This is a genomic window from Cupriavidus sp. HY129, assembly GCF_059492215.1.
Window position 1 is genome coordinate 2,299,192 of record NZ_CP083254.1, and the last position, 15,651, is coordinate 2,314,842.

Sequence of the window (15,651 nt, forward strand, 5' to 3'; positions counted from 1 at the left end):
CATGCCCATCTTTCTCGGCTACTTCGTCTGGGGACTGATTCTGGCGGCGCCGCTTGCGTGGCTGACGTGGCGCTTTGATCTGTTGCGCTGGCTGCCGCGCTGGACCGCGCCACGGCCCCGTCGCAGCGTGCGACTACCACCGCAACTCGACGCCCTGGTGATACGTGGCAAGCGCCGTATCGGCGATGGAGAACAGTCATGAATACCGTGGCCATCGTCTCCACCACGGGCGGCGCTGGCCGCAGCACGCTGACGGCGGAACTGGCCTCGCTGCTGGCCCAGCGCAAGCACCCGGCGTTGGCGCTGGAATGCGATCCCGCCAACGTGCTCGGCTTTCACTTCGGGATGAGAGAAATTCCCGAGGATGGCCTCGGTGCCTATCTCGACGCACCGACCCCTGGCGCGTGGGCACGCGCCGGACAACGCAGCGATGATGACGTGCTGTTCGTGCCATGGGGCAGCGGCGGCGCCCCTGCCGCGCTGGCAAACGCCGCGCCGGACTGGCTCGGCCGGCTGCTGGCGCAGGTGGATCTGCCACCGCGTGGTGTAACGTTGATCGACTGCGCACGTTGGCCATCCCCACTCGCGGATCAGGCCATCGCAGCGGCCGATCTCGTGCTCGTGCTGGCCCCGGCGCAACCGGAGACCTGCCTGACGCTGCGCCGACTGGCCGACGCGCTGACCGCGCAAGGCAAAACCGCCCGCTATGTGGCTACGCGGCTGCAGCCTGCGCGGCAACTTCATGTCGATATCGTCGCGCTGTTGCAGGCCATGCTCGGACAGGCCATGCTGCCCTATCACGTGCATGACGACAGCAGCGTGGCCGAGGCGCTGGCCCGCAGCGAGAGTTTCTGCCGCAGCACGCCACACTCGCAGGCCGCGCATGACATGAATGGCCTGGCGTCGTGGTTGTCGGCATGGCTCGAAGCCGCCACACAGGAGTCCCGGCAATGAGCGCGCGCGGCTTCTCGCTAAGCGAACTGTTCTCGGGCGCCCGCGACCGCGTGGCGCGGGCGCTCGGCGTGGCGCGCACCGCGAATGCCGGCAACTGGCTGCTCCGCCTGTTCTTTCGCCCGCCTCGGCCGGGCAAGCGCGACATCCCGGCGGAATGGGCCGCGCAGGTTCACAAACGCGCCATGACCCGGCTCGGCATCGGCAAGCGCCAAAGCACGGGCGCGTGGCTGTGGCGCCTGTTCATCCGCCCCCCAAAACCTCGACATCGACTGGCTGCCGATCCGCGCAAGCAGCGTTCGATGGCCGAGCCGGAGCGCGACAACTGGCTGCGCCGCTGGCTCGATCGGGTACTCGAGCCCGTCTGGAATACGACATCGCGACTGCACCACCAATTCTTGTCGATCCTGCCTCGACCGGACTGGAATCGAGTGGCCTATTCGCTCGAGTCACTTGCCGCGCAGGTCGGGCGTATTCCATTTGTCCTGCCGATCTCCATGATCATCGCAGCCATCGCCACCGTCGTCATCGGCACCACGCCGCTGACGTTCGCGAGCCAGATGCTGATGTTCGCCGTGGTCTGGGCCATACTGATCGTCGTGCGGCGCATTCCTGGGCGGCTGGCCACGATCACGATGATCGCCGTCTCCATGCTGATGGCCGTGCGCTATATCTGGTGGCGCTCCACACAAACGCTGCAGTTCGCCACCACGACCGAGGCCGTGATCGGTTACCTGCTCTACGCAGCCGAGTGCTACACGTGGCTGGTGCTCGCGCTGAGCTACCTGCAGACCGCCTGGCCGCTGCACCGCAAGCCAAAGCCGCTGCCGGCTGACTCGTCTCTATGGCCGACCGTCGATGTCTTTATCCCGACGTACAACGAATCACTCGCCGTGGTCCAGCCGACGGTGTACGCGGCGCGCAGCATGGACTGGCCCGCCGACAAGCTGCGCGTCTATATCCTCGACGACGGCCGCCGGCCGGCGATGCGCGAGTTCGCCGAAGCGGCGGGCGTGGGCTACATCACGCGCGACAACAATCGCCATGCCAAGGCCGGCAATATCAATCAGGCGCTGCCGCGCACCAGCGGGGACTACATCGCGATTTTCGACTGCGACCATATCCCCACGCGCTCGTTCCTGCAGATGACCATGGGCGAGTTCCTGGACGATCCGAAGTGCGCGCTGGTGCAGACGCCCCACCACTTCTTCTCGCCCGATCCGTTCGAACGCAATTTCGACACCTTCCGCCGCGTGCCGAACGAAGGCAGCCTTTTCTACGGCCTGATCCAGGACGGCAATGACCTCTGGAACGCCACGTTCTTCTGCGGCTCCTGCGCAGTAATCAAGCGCGCGCCGCTGCTCGAGATCGGTGGCATCGCGGTAGAGACCGTCACCGAGGACTCGCACACTGCACTGAAACTGCACCGCCGTGGCTACAACAGCGCATACCTGCGTACCGTGCAGGCCGCCGGGCTGGCCACCGAAAGCCTGTCCAGCCATATCGGCCAGCGCATCCGGTGGGCACGCGGCATGGCGCAGATCTTCCGTCTGGACAATCCGCTGCTTGGCAAGGGCCTGACGTTGTTCCAGCGCCTGTGCTACAGCAATGCGATGCTGCACTTCTTCTACGGCATTCCACGGCTGATCTTCCTGACCATGCCGATCGCGTATCTGTACTTCGGGCTGCACGTGATCAATACGTCGGCGCTGATGATCATGGCCTACGTGTTGCCATACCTGCTGATCGCCAACGTCACCAACTCGCGACTTCAGGGTCGCTACCGACATTCGTTCTGGGCGGAAGTCTACGAGTCCGTGCTGGCGTGGTACATCGTGCTGCCCACCACGGTGGCCTTCATCAATCCGCGCGCCGGCAAATTCAACGTAACAGCCAAGGGCGGGCAGATTGCCGACGACTATCTGGACTGGACTATCTCCAAGCCCTATCTGGTACTGCTGGCGCTGAACGTGGCCGGCCTTGTATTCGGCGTGCTCCGCCTGCTGTTCTGGGGCACCGAAGAGCCGGCCACCGTGCTGATGAACATGGGATGGGCCACGTTCAACCTCATCATGCTCGGCGCTGCCGTTGGCGTGGCCCGCGAGGCGCGGCAGGTACGCGTGTCGCACCGTATCCCGATGCGCGTGCCGGCCACTCTGCTGCTGCCCGATGGCCGCACGATCGCGTGCAAGACCGAGAACTATTCGATGGGTGGCCTGGGCATGGTGCTGCCAATCGACGTGCCACTGGTCGAGGGCGCGCCGGTGGGCGTATGTCTGTCGCGCGGATCGCGAACCTATCACTTCCCCGCCGTGGTCACCCGCAATATCAATCGCCACCTTGGGGTGCGCATGGACGATCTGAGCGTCGAGCGCGAAGCGCAGCTGATCCAGTGCACGTTCGGCCGCGCCGACGCATGGATCGACTGGCTCGACGACGAGCGCGTCGATGCCCCGCTGCGCAGCTTCAAGGAAGTCGTTGAAATGGGCTATCAGGGCCTGCTGCGGCTCTACGACGCCTTCGTCGATGCCGTCGAGCTGGTGACCGCGCGACGCCGCTCACGTCTGCCCTGACCGCCCCGAACCCCTAAGCGAGACCCCATGGGACTCTGGAACCTCTACTTCCTCGCCAAGATCTACCTGTTCCATACCGGGCAGATGCAACCGATATGGCTGCTGAACCTGGTCTTCGCCCTGCTGCTGGTGATACCGCTCGAGTCGCGCATTCTGCGGGTGCTGCGGCAGGTCATCGCCATCGGCGCCGGCGCGGCGCTGGCGTGGCGGGAATCCACGCTGCCGCCGTTCGCGCGCCTGCTCACGGAGTTTTCCAACATCCGCACCTTCACGCCCGGATACCTGGTGGAGCTATTCCAGCGCTTCGTGCCGGTGGAGATGGTGGTGGCCGTGGTGCTGGTGGTCCTGGTATACCTGCTGATCAACCGATGGATTCGCACCACTACGTTCGTCCTGCTTGCCTTGATCGCCATGCCGATCTGGTATGGCACGGGTATCACGCTGCCGGGCGCGAAGGCTCAGCAAGCAACAGCGCAATCCGACGGATCGCCGCGCGCGGATATCAACGCCACCAACAACTACGACGCCATCCTGGCCGCGTTCCGCCAGCAGGAAGCCCAGCGCACCGCCACCTTCTCGCCGCTCACCGCAACGCCTGACGCGCAGTTCGACATCATCGTGCTGCACATCTGCTCGCTGTCGTGGGATGACCTTGACGCGGCCAAGAGCCTCAATCACCCACTGCTGTCGCGCTTCGACTACCTGTTCAAGAACTTCAGTTCCGCCGCCAGCTATAGCGGTCCGGCCGCCATCCGCCTGTTGCGCGCGTCATGCGGCCAGCAGCCGCACAAGGATCTGTACGACCCCGCGCCCGCCGAATGCCACCTGTTCGCCGATCTGGCCCAGGCCGGCTTCACGCCGCGCATCCTGATGAACCACGATGGCCGCTTCGACAACTTCCGCAACTACGTGGAGACCGAGATCGGCATTCAGGGCGTGAAGATGGAATCGACCGACGGCGTGCCGGTGGCCATGCGCGCCTTCGACGACTCGCCGATCCTGGACGACTTCAATACCTTTGACCACTGGTACAAGCAGCACCTGGCGCAGGACAAAGGCCCCGTGGCGCTCTACTACAACACGGTCACGCTGCACGACGGCAATCGCCTGCCCGACAAGCGCCTGACCAGCATCGAGTCCTACCCGCTGCGCCTGAAGACGTTGCTCGACGATGTCGACCGGATCATCGACACCATCAGCAAGTCCGGCCGCAAGGCCGTGGTGATCTTCGTGCCCGAGCATGGCGCGGCGCTACGCGGCGACAAGAACCAGATCTCGGGGCTGCGCGAGATTCCCACTCCCAACATCATCCACGTGCCCGTGGGCGTCAAACTGGTCGGCCTGCCCACCACGGCAACGCCGCAGCCGGTAACCATCGACGCGCCGACGAGTTTCTTCGGATTGTCACAATTGGTGTTCAATCTCGTGGCCGACAGCCCGTTCCGCCAGGGGGCGCCCGATCTGGCGCACTACGTCGAGGATCTTCCGCAGACCCAGATGGTCGGCGAGAACGAAGCGACGCTGACGATGAAACGAACCAACGGCTATGTGATTCACACACCGGACGGCGTCTGGGTGGAGCAGCAATGAGCAAACCCATCGGGTCCCGCAAGGCGGCCACGGCCTACAGCGACATCGACATGCTGGCCCAGCATGTGGACGGCTTCGACGCGCAGCAGTACTTCGACCAGCAAATTGAAGTGGAAACAGTGGCCGCCGCGCAACGCTGGCCTCTGCTGGCCCGGGTGATGGGGTGCTCGGCATTGGCCGACGCGGAGCCGTCGGTTGCCGTCGGCCCGAGCGGTGGCGGCTGACGGTCGCCCCCCTCCCCCAAAGCGCTACGCCCACCATCCCCCGCCAGTAGGGAAGCAACATTGGCCTTCGGGGCCAAAGTGTCACGGATTCGTCATATCGCCTGCCTAGACTCTGGGCCACTTTCCACACAGTGTCCCTCCCGTCATGTCTGGCGTACTGGTCGACCCTTCCGCTGCCCGTCCGCGCTTCCGACAGCCATGCGCCGAAGACCTGGCCATGCCGACCCCGTCTGTCACCACCGACCAGACGAACCAGGATGTGCTGGAGGTCTTTGCCGCCCATCGCGACCTGGCCTGCCTGCCCGTCACCGAGCAAGGCAAGCCGATCGGCCTGATCAATCGGTCGATCTTTCTGTCGCAGATGAGCAAGCCCTATCATCGCGAGCTCTACAACCGCAAAAGCTGCATCGCGTTCATGGACAAGGAGCCGCTGATCGTCGACGCGGCCATGAGCATTGACGCACTGACGTTCCGAACCGTGGAATACGGTGAAAAGGCGCTGGCCGACGGCTTCATCATCGCGCGCGACGACCAGTACATCGGCCTGGGGCAAGGTCTGCAACTGATGCGCGTGGTGGCGGACATGCAAGCCGAGCGAAATCGCCAGATCATGCACAGCATCGACTATGCGAGCACGATCCAGCGCGCGATGCTGCGTGCCTCGCGCGAGATGCTGGGCGCCACGCTGCCCGACGCCGCACTGGTATGGGAACCGCGTGACGTGGTCGGCGGCGACTTCTACCACTTTGCCGCCTTCGAGGACGGCTGGTTCGCCGCGCTGGCCGACTGCACCGGCCACGGCGTGCCAGGCGCATTCATGACGCTGATCGCCTCGTCGCTACTCACGCAGGCCATCGAGCAGATCGGCCCGCGTGACCCCGGCGCGCTGCTGATGGCCGTAAATCGCGGCATCAAGCAGATGCTCGGCCAGAACGACCGCGAGCCGCGTGAATCACCGAGCGCGTCGGAATCCGACGACGGCATGGACGCGGCCTTCTTCTGGTTCGACAACGCCACGCGCCAACTGACCTTCGCCGGCGCCAAGTCATCGCTGTTCGTGCTGCAACCCGCCGACGCCGAAGGCGAGATGGTCAACGGCGCGCGCATGGGTGTCGGCTACGTCGATACCGATATGGCATTCACGTGGCAGAACAACGCCGTTCCGACCACGTCCGGCACGCTGGTGTTCGTCACCACCGATGGCCTGATCGATCAGATCGGCGGCCCGAAGGAAATCGCCTTCGGCAAGCGCCGGATGCGCGAGGCGATCTGCGCCAATCGCGCCGCATCAGCGACGCAGATCAGCCAGGCCGTGCAGGATGCCCACCGGGACTGGCAAGGCACGCAGCGCCGACGCGACGACCTGACTTTCTTCTGTTTCCGCGCGCCGTGACGCCATCCGGCCGCACCGCGCCCATTCGCCAACACATGACCGCCGCACAATCGATTGACAATGAATATGAGCCCTTCTTCGCGATGGCTCGGGAACGCAACGTGATCTTCTACTACGTCGGCTATTTTTCGCAGAACATCATCGCCGCGATGTCCGACGCGGTGCGCCTGCAGCTTTCCGTCAGCGGCGTGGACGGCGCCACGCGCCGCAAGCTCTTCTCGTCGTTCGTGGAGATGGCGCAGAACATCGTGCACTACTCGTCCGATTCGCTGACATCGCCATCGCAAGCCGACGGTCATCTGCGCCACGGTTCCGTCTGCATCAGCATGGTCGACGAGCACTACCGCCTGATGTGCTCGAACCCGGTGTCCACCGCGCGCGTGGCGCAACTGCGCGGCACGCTGGAGCGCGTGCGCACCATGACGCTCGACGAGATCAAGCGCGCCTACAAGGAAACCCTGCGGGCCGAGGTGCCGGAGGGCAGCAAAGGCGCCGGTCTCGGCATCCTGACAATGGCGCGCGATGCCAGCGCCCCTCTGGAGTACAACTTTCAGCCGATCGACTCCGATCCGGTCTCGACGATGTTCCAGCTCGTCGCCACCATCTGAGCCCATCGGAAAGAGCCCGCCATGGAAAACCTGTTCATCGCCGCCACGCCAAGCTCGCCCGAAGTGAGCTTCGACTTCACGCGGCACGTTCTTTCGCTCAAGGGTGAGTCCTACCCCGAAAATGCCGCCGTGTTCTACGGCGAAGCCGTCACGCGCCTGCGCAAGTACCTGTCCGATTGCGATGGCGCGTCCGTCACGGTCAACGTCGCGCTGACGTACTTCAACAGCTCCAGCACCAAGATGCTGTTCAGCATGTTCGACGCGCTGAACGAGGCCGCCGAACGTGGCAACGCGATCCGCCTGCACTGGTTCCACGACGAGGACGACGACACCATCCTCGAGTTCGGCCAGGAACTGCACGCCGATTTCCCCGCCATCGACTTCATCGACGAAGTGACGACCAGCAGTTGAATCCCCCTCTCGCTACCGTCGCCACCATGCCCGAACCCGATCTGTTCGAATCGGAGAACAGCGTTCTGGCCCACGCCAGGTCCGTGTTCTGCGATGTCGACGCGGGCGAGGAAGCCTATCGTCACACCCTTGGCCAGCTCATCAGCTACTACGAGCGGCTGATGCGCGAGACGCGCCGCCTGATCCGGCGCAGCGACCGCGAAGAGCTGGAAATGAACCGGCTCAACCACCGGTTGCAGGAACTGGCCCAGGAACTCGAATACCGCGCCACGCACGACACACTGACCGGCGCGCTCAACCGCGGCGCCGTCATCGACCGCGCCACAGCAGCGCTGGCGCGCGGCAGCCTGGCGCTGATCGTGATCGACATCGACCACTTCAAGCGCCTGAACGATGACTTCGGCCACCCCGTGGGCGATGCGGTGATCTGCGGCGTCACGGCCTGCCTGAAGGACACGGTCCGCATGGAAGGCGTGATCGGACGCATGGGCGGCGAAGAGTTCGCAGCGCTGCTGCCCGACTTCACGATCGACGCCGCCGCCACGTTGGCCGACCAGATGCGTCTGGCCATCGCCGGACATCGCTTCCCTGCCCCCGTCAACCGCGAGGTCACCGCCAGCTTCGGCGTGAGCTGGTCACCGCAGGGCCGCCCGTTCGAGCACGCTTACGGCCGCGCGGACGAGGCGTTGTATGAAGCCAAGCGAGGCGGGCGGAATCGGGTAACGCAGGCGCGGGAGTGACTGGCATCGTCCAGCCAGTGCCCACTCGTCCGAGGGGTGAAGCAATCGCCGGCACAGCCCGATAGATGAGGGGTCTTGTGCCGCATCCGTTATCCGTCACCTCATGGGCGCTCTCCTCATCATGCTGGGCTACTACGCTGCCGCCTACGGCTGCGTCTGGCTCATCGGCCGAATCTGTCCCCCGCTAGGCAACCTTGTTGTCAGATTCCGCTACCTCGTCGGCCTGGCCGTCCTCGTCTACTGGTTTCACTCGCTCTCCGGCTGGCAAGGGAAAGGCGTGCCATCGACGCTCTTCTTCCTGGCGATCATGCTGTGCCTGCTGCCAAAGTCCCTGAGGTTCGGAAAAGGAGGGCGAGCCAGCGAGTAAGACGTTGCACATGCGCGACGCTGGACAGCCGGAGCGGCTCTGCTATAATCGCGGACTTCCCGGAGAGATGGATGAGTGGTTTAAGTCGCACGCCTGGAAAGCGTGTATGGGTTAATAGCCCATCAGGGGTTCGAATCCCCTTCTCTCCGCCACCTTATTCTGTAAGGCTTTGCGGGTTCTAAGCAAAGCGCTTCTGTCCTATTAAAGCTGGATTGTCCTATTCAGGCGCCAGATTCCCCGCAAGAAAAGTGCTATTGAGGACACCGAAATACTAGTCCGGTGCTCTCGGCGCGAATTTTGTTCAGTCCGTCCCCGGCTCCCGCACATAGAACTCGCACGACCGCCTCGGTATGTACTTGCGGTCCTCGAAATCACAGTAGAGGTACAGGCGCGGATGGGGGCACTCCTGAAGCACCTCGATCTTGAGCCGCGAGCACGTACGGCACGCTGTACCCTCCTCCACCACGTAGGGTGGCATGGGCTCGTCTGGTGGTTCGAAGTAGCCGGCGGACATGGATGGCACTGTATATCTGAACAGTATCAGCAGGCTACTTCCTTGCTGGACTTGCGGTCGCCTGACAAAAGACCTTCGAATCTCTGACTTGGGAAGAAGCCGAGGACAAGCACTACCGAGTGCCGGAAAAGATTCGCAGGGCCCCTCCGAAAGTGCTGTAATCCTCCTGAATCCATTTCTGGAGACAGCATGGCAGATAGTGCAGTCGTCGCGTGGGGTGGTCTGATTCTTGGAGCAATCGGCACAGCCATAAGCTGCTACAACTGGTACATCGCCCGCCTAGATAGACGGGAACGCTTAACACTCGAAATTGATGGAGCGGAGTGCCACGCGAGAAACCTGAGCCCGTTTCCCATCCAAATTGTGAAAGCGGCATCCTTCTTTTCTGAAGGGCGCGAGCAGTCCCAGCTAATTAGCGCGCCTTACATCATTGAGGCACGCGCCACCGCTACGCTCCCACTCCCCATGGCCTTTACCATCGCAGCACAAATTAGTCAGATGGAGGTGCGGATCACCACCGGGACCGGGAAACAATTCACCATAGAAGCCCAACCTCCGTCAGTAGAGCTGTAGCGGAGGGCCCGCTCAACAATGCCATTGCGCCCCCAAGAGGCAGGAGACTTTCAATGTGCGTGAACTATGCCCCCGTCCAGCGCCAGGTGTTGCGCGATGTCTTCGGCGTCGAGCCGCCCGCCGGCGAATGGAAGGCCGAGGCCTGGCCAGACTATCCTGCCCCGATCATCCGCGCCGCGGCAGATGGATCGCGCGAAGCGGTGCTGGGCTCGTTCAGCATGGTCCCCAAGGCAAAGATACCGCCTGGCGTCCGGTACTACCCCACGGCTAACGCGCGGACGGAAACGATCGGGAAGCTCAGCTCGTTCGCTAAGCACTGGAAGGCGGCCCAGTTCGGCCTGATCCCAGCCACTGGCTTCTATGAGCCGAACTGGGAGACGGGCAAGGCCGTGCGGTGGAGGATTGGTCTGCCGGACGGGGAGCCGTTTGCGATCGCGGGATTGTGGCGCACGTGGCCGGATGGCGCTGTGTCGTTCACCATGCCGACTCTCAACGCGGATAGTCACCCGTTGATGCGCCGATTCCACAAGCCCGGAGATGAGAAGCGCGGCGTGGTGATTCTGCCGCGCGAAGAGTGGGACGACTGGCTAGGTTGCCGCGATCCGGAAGTGGCTCGGACATTCCTGCGGCTTTATCCGTCTGATGGGATGCTGGCCGAGGCGGCGCCAGTACCGCCGCGCGTTAAACGATCTATGAGCGACGAGGAACAACCATGAAAGAAATTTGCACTCTCTTCATCGCATTTGCCTGTACATCGTCGGCGCTCGCTGAAGACTCTGGGGTTGTGTGGACACCGGCCCCAACGAAATCCGGGAAACTACTGTCAGAGGTTGATGTAACGCACACGAAACCCGAACCAGAAGGCTCAGTCCTTGAACTATTGAGCGGCGTGTGTAACCTCGGGTATCCGGCGCCGGCCGGCGCAAAGGTCGCCGCTATCGGGCCACGTGGAGAACGACTCGTCGCGGGCAAACCGGCGCGAATTGTGAGCAGCGCCGGCCAGATCCAGCTGAAAGGTTGCAGCGACCAACAGGCAACCACTGTCCGGGTTCGCTGGGAAACAAGCAACGGCCCAATGTGGAAAGAGTACAAAGCGGATGCCTTTACACCAACTCCGAAGATGAAGCAGTACCAGGATCTAAGGGAAAAAGAGAAATAGCCAGTATTGTTATTTCCCCCTCGGTTTCCACCCGCACACCTTCGCCCCGGCCCGATTGTGAGCCAGGATCGCCTTGGCTGTGTCATTGGTCAGCACATCGGCCTTGTCCACGTAGATCGGATGCGTCCAGTCGCACGCCGTGTCTACCACGCGTGTCTGCACCACCACCTGCGGCTCGGGCGTCTTACCTGCCCCATTCGTCGTGCAGCACGCGGTCAGCGTCAGGCTCGCCAGCAACAGCAGCGTCTTCATCTCGTCTCACCTTTGCGTTGTCGGCGCCAGCGCGCGTGGCGTCTTGGTTGGCCTTAGCCTGTACGACATCGGCCTGGGCGACCTGTGCATCAGCCTCGGCCTCGCGCTGTTTGGCCTGCGCCTCTGCCTTGGCAGCCTGCTGGTGCCGGAACATGCCGAAGATGACGCCGCCGGCCGCCAGCAGGAACGGCCAGATCTTGGCGAGGATTGCGAGCAGCGCGGTCATGCCGTCACCTCGAATCGAGCTTGGGTATGGAAACCTGGCCAGGTGTCCGGCTTCGGCTTTCCCGGGCGCCAAGTGCGCAAGTACAGCCCCCAGGCGCCATCTACGTCCTCCACGGCTGGAAGCCGCTTGGGGTCGGTGAAAAGCATCAACCTGGCGACGCCGGCCGCCAGCACGTCGTCGGTCTCCAGCGCGCGCCAGATACTCTCCGGCAGGAACTGGACGCCCCGAGACGCGCAGAGCCTTTCCAGCCAGAAGCGGCTGGCATCGTGGAGATAGACACCCCAGACGCCGCCACGCGATTTCCGCGTGCCCTGTTCGAATTGCCAGAAGCCTCGCGCCGGGCCGTTGCCCATCTGCTTGCGATGCTGGAAGCCGCTCTCCTGTAGGCCGATGGTCAGCAGCTCAACGCGTGCTTGCTGGCTGTCCATAGCTGCCGGCAAGATGCCAAACGCAGGAATGATGGCGCTGCGAAGGATCTCATTGAGTTGCATCGGCATCGCCCTTTTCTTCGCGTGGACGCAGCGCGGTGTAGCGCACCACGATCAGCAGCACGAACGCCGCGGTCGACACCCAGCGGGCGGTGCCTTCCGGCAATGCCGCCTTCAGGTCCTGCGGCATCAGGTTCCAGGTGTCCACGAGCGTCGGTCCGAACGCTGTCACCGCGGCACAGACGCTGGCGAGGATAACCGTGCCTCGCTTGTGGAGCTGCTTCCAGTTGTCAGCCATGCTGAGTCTCAGATTCATTTCGACCATCTCCGAATATCGGGCCGCGCGCCGGCCGCGTTGTCCATTAGGTACCGCCGGATTTCCTTGACGTCGTTGCTGACGCCACTCAACTGCTCTTTCACGTCTGCACTGATCGAGCGAATCTGCTGGTTCGTCTCGTCCCGCTGCTGGCGCAAGTCGGACTCCATCCTTGTCAGATGGCGCTCCTGCTCTCCGTCCTTCTGCTCGAGCTTCGTGACCCGCTCGACTACGCCGTAGTACGCGATCGTCAGCGCCACAGCGCCACCGACGAAGCTGCCGACGAGCGTCTGCACGTTGATGGTGGTGTCGATCCAGCGCGGCTTCCTGGCTGCGCCAGGCGTCGTGTTGTCGGACATGAAATCCCCGGAAATGAAAATGCCCGCGCGCGGCGGGCATGAAAAAAGCCACCCGAAGGTGGCCCAATTGGCTGTTGGCGTTTCTCTCTACAGGAAGCCGAGTTCGCCGTCGAACGGTCGTGACGGGTGCACATAGAGGTAGTTGCTATCTGCCGCCGCTCGACGCATCTCGTATCCGATACCAGTCAGAATCTCATGACAAGCCTTTCGCTCATGCTCGAAGAGCTCCACGAAAATTGCCGGTCGTAGTCGCCTCAAAGTCTTCGTTGCGCCGTGCAAGAGATCCAGAGTATGTCCTTCGACGTCAATCTTTGCGAAGTCAGCCTCCGCGATTTCCAGTTCATCAAGCGCTACGATTTTTATGCTGCCGGCCGCCTCGACGGCGGTCGCATGCACTTCGCTCTGCATACGATTGTCACCACTGGAAACTGCCGATCCGAATGACTCTTCCCGGCCCAATGCTACGTTGAGAGCTTCGGCATTGTGCACGCCGTTGAGCGAGATATTACGCTGGAGTATCTCGAAGAGTTCAGGGATTGGCTCGAACGCAGTAATGCTTTTTGCGCCGGCCACGCGAGCCCAGTAGACCAGGTGGTTACCTACGTTCGCACCAATATCCAGTACAGCCTTCCCCTTCACAAAACTGTCGGTGCGCTGGAGATGTGCGACATCCCAAAATGACTCATGGAAAAGATGATATCCCTGGATGTAATCCGTCGCCGCCTTCGGAACGAAAAAGCGGATGGGGATCGTCCCATTGTGAAAGAAAGAAACAACCGGATCAGCGCCGAGCGACGCCAGCTTTGTCACCTTCAGTTGCGTGATGGCAAGGTGCCTCGTTTGATCCGTCGCGCCGGCAATAGTTTTTAGGTACTCGTTCCACCTCTCGTCCTCCGCTTGACCAGCTTTCACAACGCCTTGGAATGCCTCTGTAAGGCCTTTGATATCGGATCGGAGTTGAACGAGTTCGTGCGTTACATCACGGGTGGCAAAGGCCGACAATCGACGAAAAAATGACTTGAGCATTTTGGGGAATGTATCGCATTGTTATCAAATTGTGTCTCTCGCGACATATTACCCGAAACCTCTATTCTCGAAAGATCGGCGCCACCGATGGGGGAAGCTGCGCCAAGAATGTCTCCAGGCGTGGATCGCTAGTATCCACCTCACCCATGTGGGCATAAGAACCCCCATCTTGTGGACTCGCAAAGACTGCAACCACTTCCGACTCCGTCGCGTCGGAAAACTGAACTGTTACGGAATTCATCATCCATCCCTCAGAAAACATAGCCAGAAAGAACCATCGAAAATCCCATGGTGCCCGCCGACGAAGTAGCCGTGTAGTACACAGTTTGTGCCGTCACGATGGGGACGTCATTGAACGGGCTGCTGAGACCCGCGCTCACTGCGCTCGTGGTGATAGACCCTTGCATACCCCCAAGACCAGGCGCTGCACCCGATCCACTCACGGTAAAGAACAAGTTCGCCGTGGAAGCCGAGGAAGTGATTACGCAGTACCCCTTGACCGCTTTGGCATTCGCTGGCGCCGCAGCCGCGATGCTCAAAGCGGTTGCAGACGCCTGCTGGACGCTGGTAGACAACACCGTAGTGAATCCAAACGAAACACGGCGTTCTTGCTGTACCCCAATAATGAACTGCCCACCTGATGTGGTCGGCCAGACGCTTATAAGTGCCGACGCCGTGTATCCGGCGGGCATGTTCGCCCCGCCATATACCTCGGGTTGCGCGGCACTTGTTGCATTTCTCGCCAATAGTGCGCTTGCCCCGGTGACCGGGTTATAGATCGCATACAGCGCAACAAATCCGCTAGTCGGCGCGCTGCCAGTGTCCATGCCGCCAGCACCGGTAGCCGCAAGGTTGACCACCTTACTGAAGTTAGAAAGACGATATGTCCGCCCTCCCAGCGTGTCCTCCAGCGCAATCTCATCTGCCGCAAATGTCGCGGTGGACGAAGCAGCTACCACAGACATCCGAGCATTGCGGGTTGCACCAACAATGCAGGGCGCCTGAGCGCTCACTGCCGCCTTCAAATTCGTCAGCAGCGTTGTCGTTGTGCCGTCATCCAGGCAATCCTGTCCGGTAATATCAGAGATGAACTGCGCCAGCACCGCGGACATGACGCTCGACTGTCGCCAGACCTTGTTGAGCTGCGCGGATTGCGCCACACCCGACGAGAAGCCCGCGGTGCGCGCGGCCAAGCCAGAATAGGTGACCTGCGTGATGACGTTGGCGCCAGCGCCGCCGCCGAACACCAGAAAATCGTTCGTTGCCATTGATCGTCCTTACAGAGGGGTGCCCCAGGCGCCTTCGTCAAAGCCGCCCACGAGGTTGTTGTCCATGTCGAATCCGAAGATCGGCGCGCCGTCGACCGAAGTCACGATGACGACGCTGATGCGCACGCCCTCAGGCTTGAGCGGGATGTAGCCGCCCGACAGAAGCGCGAGGAAGACGGCCGATGGAATCTGGCCGGACACGCCGATGGTCATCGACATGTCCTGGTTGTCCTGGATGAAGACGAACGTGCCGCCGCCGAAGATGGAATCCAGGATTGCCTTCGACGATTCGAGCGTCCCGTCCCAGTGGTTCGCGCCGATCTTGGCCCGGATCACCAGCCGGTAGGTTTCGTCATCCAGCCTGGTCAGCCCGGTGTCGGGATCGAACGGGCCCTTCCACGAGCCTTGATCGAATCCGAGGCCCGCAGTATCGAGCGAGAAATAGACGCCGGTCAGCGGCGTTCGAATATTCCGTGAGATCCCAGCCCAGGCCCCGACGTCGTCGAGTTGCGCACCCACGGCATCGTCCAGGTCGAACTTCCCCGGCATGCTGCCTAGCAGGTTCTGCACGTCGACCATCGGCTGGGACAGCGCCTCGACCACCGCCATGAAATCGGGCCGCTGGTCGTGCTCGCTGGTGATCAGGTCGGTGTAGGTTGCGACATCTGCCATG

Annotated in this window: 21 protein-coding genes and 1 tRNA gene; 14 read left to right on the forward strand and 8 right to left on the reverse strand. The window is 62.3% G+C overall.

Annotated features, from left to right (window positions below):
• The first annotated feature begins 1 nt into the window (after position 1).
• From K6G35_RS10340 to K6G35_RS10405, 14 genes are all read left to right on the forward strand, one after another.
• Entirely contained in the window at positions 2 to 202 is a 201-nt protein-coding gene (locus K6G35_RS10340; protein WP_008640766.1) for a hypothetical protein, read from the forward strand.
• Complete coding sequence (bcsQ, locus tag K6G35_RS10345; protein ID WP_035882262.1) at positions 199 to 954, forward strand: cellulose biosynthesis protein BcsQ; 756 nt, start codon at positions 199 to 201, stop codon at positions 952 to 954. Before K6G35_RS10340 ends, bcsQ begins: the two co-directional genes overlap by 4 nt.
• Positions 951 to 3,524 (forward strand): UDP-forming cellulose synthase catalytic subunit, encoded by a 2,574-nt coding sequence (gene bcsA / locus K6G35_RS10350; RefSeq protein ID WP_495675646.1) that lies wholly within the window; start codon positions 951 to 953, stop codon positions 3,522 to 3,524. Before bcsQ ends, bcsA begins: the two co-directional genes overlap by 4 nt.
• Before the next feature lie 27 nt (positions 3,525 to 3,551).
• Positions 3,552 to 5,114, forward strand: a complete 1,563-nt coding sequence (gene bcsG, locus K6G35_RS10355; RefSeq protein ID WP_495675647.1) for a cellulose biosynthesis protein BcsG — start codon at positions 3,552 to 3,554, stop codon at positions 5,112 to 5,114.
• The gene (gene bcsR / locus K6G35_RS10360) at positions 5,111 to 5,338 is read left to right on the forward strand and encodes a BcsR/BcsP family cellulose biosynthesis protein (protein ID WP_008642451.1); all 228 of its coding nucleotides are present in this window, start codon (positions 5,111 to 5,113) and stop codon (positions 5,336 to 5,338) included. The genes bcsG and bcsR overlap by 4 nt, the downstream gene beginning before the upstream one ends.
• A 217-nt stretch (positions 5,339 to 5,555) precedes the next feature.
• Positions 5,556 to 6,731 (forward strand): SpoIIE family protein phosphatase, encoded by a 1,176-nt coding sequence (locus tag K6G35_RS10365; protein WP_008642448.1) that lies wholly within the window; start codon positions 5,556 to 5,558, stop codon positions 6,729 to 6,731.
• 35 nt (positions 6,732 to 6,766) lie between these two features.
• Complete coding sequence (locus K6G35_RS10370) at positions 6,767 to 7,339, forward strand: SiaB family protein kinase (RefSeq protein WP_008642446.1); 573 nt, start codon at positions 6,767 to 6,769, stop codon at positions 7,337 to 7,339.
• A gap of 21 nt (positions 7,340 to 7,360) precedes the next feature.
• A complete protein-coding gene (locus K6G35_RS10375) occupies positions 7,361 to 7,750 on the forward strand; it encodes a DUF1987 domain-containing protein (protein ID WP_008642444.1) in 390 nt (129 codons plus the stop codon).
• A 26-nt stretch (positions 7,751 to 7,776) separates the two neighbouring features.
• Complete coding sequence (locus K6G35_RS10380) at positions 7,777 to 8,490, forward strand: GGDEF domain-containing protein (RefSeq protein ID WP_008642441.1); 714 nt, start codon at positions 7,777 to 7,779, stop codon at positions 8,488 to 8,490.
• A gap of 103 nt (positions 8,491 to 8,593) precedes the next feature.
• On the forward strand, positions 8,594 to 8,857 hold the full coding sequence (locus tag K6G35_RS10385; protein ID WP_008642440.1) for a hypothetical protein: 264 nt from the start codon (positions 8,594 to 8,596) through the stop codon (positions 8,855 to 8,857).
• A gap of 61 nt (positions 8,858 to 8,918) precedes the next feature.
• Positions 8,919 to 9,009: transfer RNA gene (locus tag K6G35_RS10390), tRNA-Ser, on the forward strand.
• Positions 9,010 to 9,560: 551 nt separating this feature from the next.
• Entirely contained in the window at positions 9,561 to 9,944 is a 384-nt protein-coding gene (locus tag K6G35_RS10395; RefSeq protein ID WP_495675648.1) for a hypothetical protein, read from the forward strand.
• 53 nt (positions 9,945 to 9,997) lie between these two features.
• Positions 9,998 to 10,660 carry an SOS response-associated peptidase gene (locus K6G35_RS10400; protein ID WP_495675649.1) on the forward strand — a complete coding sequence of 221 codons (663 nt, stop codon included), beginning with the start codon at positions 9,998 to 10,000 and terminating at the stop codon, positions 10,658 to 10,660.
• Positions 10,657 to 11,103: a hypothetical protein gene (locus K6G35_RS10405; RefSeq protein WP_495675650.1), complete on the forward strand. Its 447-nt coding sequence runs from the start codon at positions 10,657 to 10,659 to the stop codon at positions 11,101 to 11,103. The genes K6G35_RS10400 and K6G35_RS10405 overlap by 4 nt, the downstream gene beginning before the upstream one ends.
• 9 nt (positions 11,104 to 11,112) lie before the next feature.
• Here K6G35_RS10405 and K6G35_RS10410 read toward each other — a convergent pair whose 3' ends face one another.
• The 8 genes from K6G35_RS10410 to K6G35_RS10445 form a co-directional block, all read right to left on the reverse strand.
• The gene (locus K6G35_RS10410) at positions 11,113 to 11,355 is read right to left on the reverse strand and encodes a hypothetical protein (RefSeq protein ID WP_495675651.1); all 243 of its coding nucleotides are present in this window, start codon (positions 11,353 to 11,355) and stop codon (positions 11,113 to 11,115) included.
• Positions 11,288 to 11,581 carry a hypothetical protein gene (locus K6G35_RS10415; protein WP_317915213.1) on the reverse strand — a complete coding sequence of 98 codons (294 nt, stop codon included), beginning with the start codon at positions 11,579 to 11,581 and terminating at the stop codon, positions 11,288 to 11,290. Before K6G35_RS10415 ends, K6G35_RS10410 begins: the two co-directional genes overlap by 68 nt.
• A complete protein-coding gene (locus K6G35_RS10420) occupies positions 11,578 to 12,072 on the reverse strand; it encodes a hypothetical protein (RefSeq protein ID WP_495676343.1) in 495 nt (164 codons plus the stop codon). Before K6G35_RS10420 ends, K6G35_RS10415 begins: the two co-directional genes overlap by 4 nt.
• Positions 12,059 to 12,325 (reverse strand): DUF7940 domain-containing protein, encoded by a 267-nt coding sequence (locus tag K6G35_RS10425; RefSeq protein ID WP_495675652.1) that lies wholly within the window; start codon positions 12,323 to 12,325, stop codon positions 12,059 to 12,061. Before K6G35_RS10425 ends, K6G35_RS10420 begins: the two co-directional genes overlap by 14 nt.
• Positions 12,322 to 12,684, reverse strand: coding sequence for a hypothetical protein (locus K6G35_RS10430; protein WP_317915215.1), 363 nt, complete (start codon positions 12,682 to 12,684; stop codon positions 12,322 to 12,324). The genes K6G35_RS10425 and K6G35_RS10430 overlap by 4 nt, the downstream gene beginning before the upstream one ends.
• 87 nt (positions 12,685 to 12,771) lie before the next feature.
• A complete protein-coding gene (locus K6G35_RS10435) occupies positions 12,772 to 13,710 on the reverse strand; it encodes an FkbM family methyltransferase (protein WP_317915216.1) in 939 nt (312 codons plus the stop codon).
• Positions 13,711 to 13,961: 251 nt separating this feature from the next.
• A complete protein-coding gene (locus K6G35_RS10440; RefSeq protein WP_495675653.1) occupies positions 13,962 to 14,978 on the reverse strand; it encodes a hypothetical protein in 1,017 nt (338 codons plus the stop codon).
• Between the two features lie 9 nt (positions 14,979 to 14,987).
• Positions 14,988 to 15,650 carry a DUF2612 domain-containing protein gene (locus K6G35_RS10445; RefSeq protein WP_495675654.1) on the reverse strand — a complete coding sequence of 221 codons (663 nt, stop codon included), beginning with the start codon at positions 15,648 to 15,650 and terminating at the stop codon, positions 14,988 to 14,990.
• Position 15,651 lies beyond the last annotated feature (1 nt).

What these genes read in the sequence shown, in the direction of transcription:
- K6G35_RS10385 (WP_008642440.1), top strand. Translation starts at nt 8,594, where the DNA reads ATGGGCGCTCTCCTCATCATGCTGGGCTACTACGCTGCCGCCTACGGC.
- K6G35_RS10430 (WP_317915215.1), bottom strand. Translation starts at nt 12,684, where the DNA reads ATGTCCGACAACACGACGCCTGGCGCAGCCAGGAAGCCGCGCTGGATC.
- K6G35_RS10435 (WP_317915216.1), bottom strand. Translation starts at nt 13,710, where the DNA reads ATGCTCAAGTCATTTTTTCGTCGATTGTCGGCCTTTGCCACCCGTGAT.
- bcsG (WP_495675647.1), top strand. Translation starts at nt 3,552, where the DNA reads ATGGGACTCTGGAACCTCTACTTCCTCGCCAAGATCTACCTGTTCCAT.
- K6G35_RS10365 (WP_008642448.1), top strand. Translation starts at nt 5,556, where the DNA reads ATGCCGACCCCGTCTGTCACCACCGACCAGACGAACCAGGATGTGCTG.
- K6G35_RS10370 (WP_008642446.1), top strand. Translation starts at nt 6,767, where the DNA reads ATGACCGCCGCACAATCGATTGACAATGAATATGAGCCCTTCTTCGCG.
- bcsA (WP_495675646.1), top strand. Translation starts at nt 951, where the DNA reads ATGAGCGCGCGCGGCTTCTCGCTAAGCGAACTGTTCTCGGGCGCCCGC.
- K6G35_RS10420 (WP_495676343.1), bottom strand. Translation starts at nt 12,072, where the DNA reads ATGCAACTCAATGAGATCCTTCGCAGCGCCATCATTCCTGCGTTTGGC.
- K6G35_RS10440 (WP_495675653.1), bottom strand. Translation starts at nt 14,978, where the DNA reads ATGGCAACGAACGATTTTCTGGTGTTCGGCGGCGGCGCTGGCGCCAAC.
- K6G35_RS10410 (WP_495675651.1), bottom strand. Translation starts at nt 11,355, where the DNA reads ATGAAGACGCTGCTGTTGCTGGCGAGCCTGACGCTGACCGCGTGCTGC.
- K6G35_RS10445 (WP_495675654.1), bottom strand. Translation starts at nt 15,650, where the DNA reads ATGGCAGATGTCGCAACCTACACCGACCTGATCACCAGCGAGCACGAC.
- K6G35_RS10375 (WP_008642444.1), top strand. Translation starts at nt 7,361, where the DNA reads ATGGAAAACCTGTTCATCGCCGCCACGCCAAGCTCGCCCGAAGTGAGC.
- K6G35_RS10380 (WP_008642441.1), top strand. Translation starts at nt 7,777, where the DNA reads ATGCCCGAACCCGATCTGTTCGAATCGGAGAACAGCGTTCTGGCCCAC.
- K6G35_RS10340 (WP_008640766.1), top strand. Translation starts at nt 2, where the DNA reads ATGCCCATCTTTCTCGGCTACTTCGTCTGGGGACTGATTCTGGCGGCG.
- K6G35_RS10415 (WP_317915213.1), bottom strand. Translation starts at nt 11,581, where the DNA reads ATGACCGCGCTGCTCGCAATCCTCGCCAAGATCTGGCCGTTCCTGCTG.
- bcsQ (WP_035882262.1), top strand. Translation starts at nt 199, where the DNA reads ATGAATACCGTGGCCATCGTCTCCACCACGGGCGGCGCTGGCCGCAGC.
- K6G35_RS10425 (WP_495675652.1), bottom strand. Translation starts at nt 12,325, where the DNA reads ATGAATCTGAGACTCAGCATGGCTGACAACTGGAAGCAGCTCCACAAG.
- K6G35_RS10395 (WP_495675648.1), top strand. Translation starts at nt 9,561, where the DNA reads ATGGCAGATAGTGCAGTCGTCGCGTGGGGTGGTCTGATTCTTGGAGCA.
- bcsR (WP_008642451.1), top strand. Translation starts at nt 5,111, where the DNA reads ATGAGCAAACCCATCGGGTCCCGCAAGGCGGCCACGGCCTACAGCGAC.
- K6G35_RS10400 (WP_495675649.1), top strand. Translation starts at nt 9,998, where the DNA reads ATGTGCGTGAACTATGCCCCCGTCCAGCGCCAGGTGTTGCGCGATGTC.
- K6G35_RS10405 (WP_495675650.1), top strand. Translation starts at nt 10,657, where the DNA reads ATGAAAGAAATTTGCACTCTCTTCATCGCATTTGCCTGTACATCGTCG.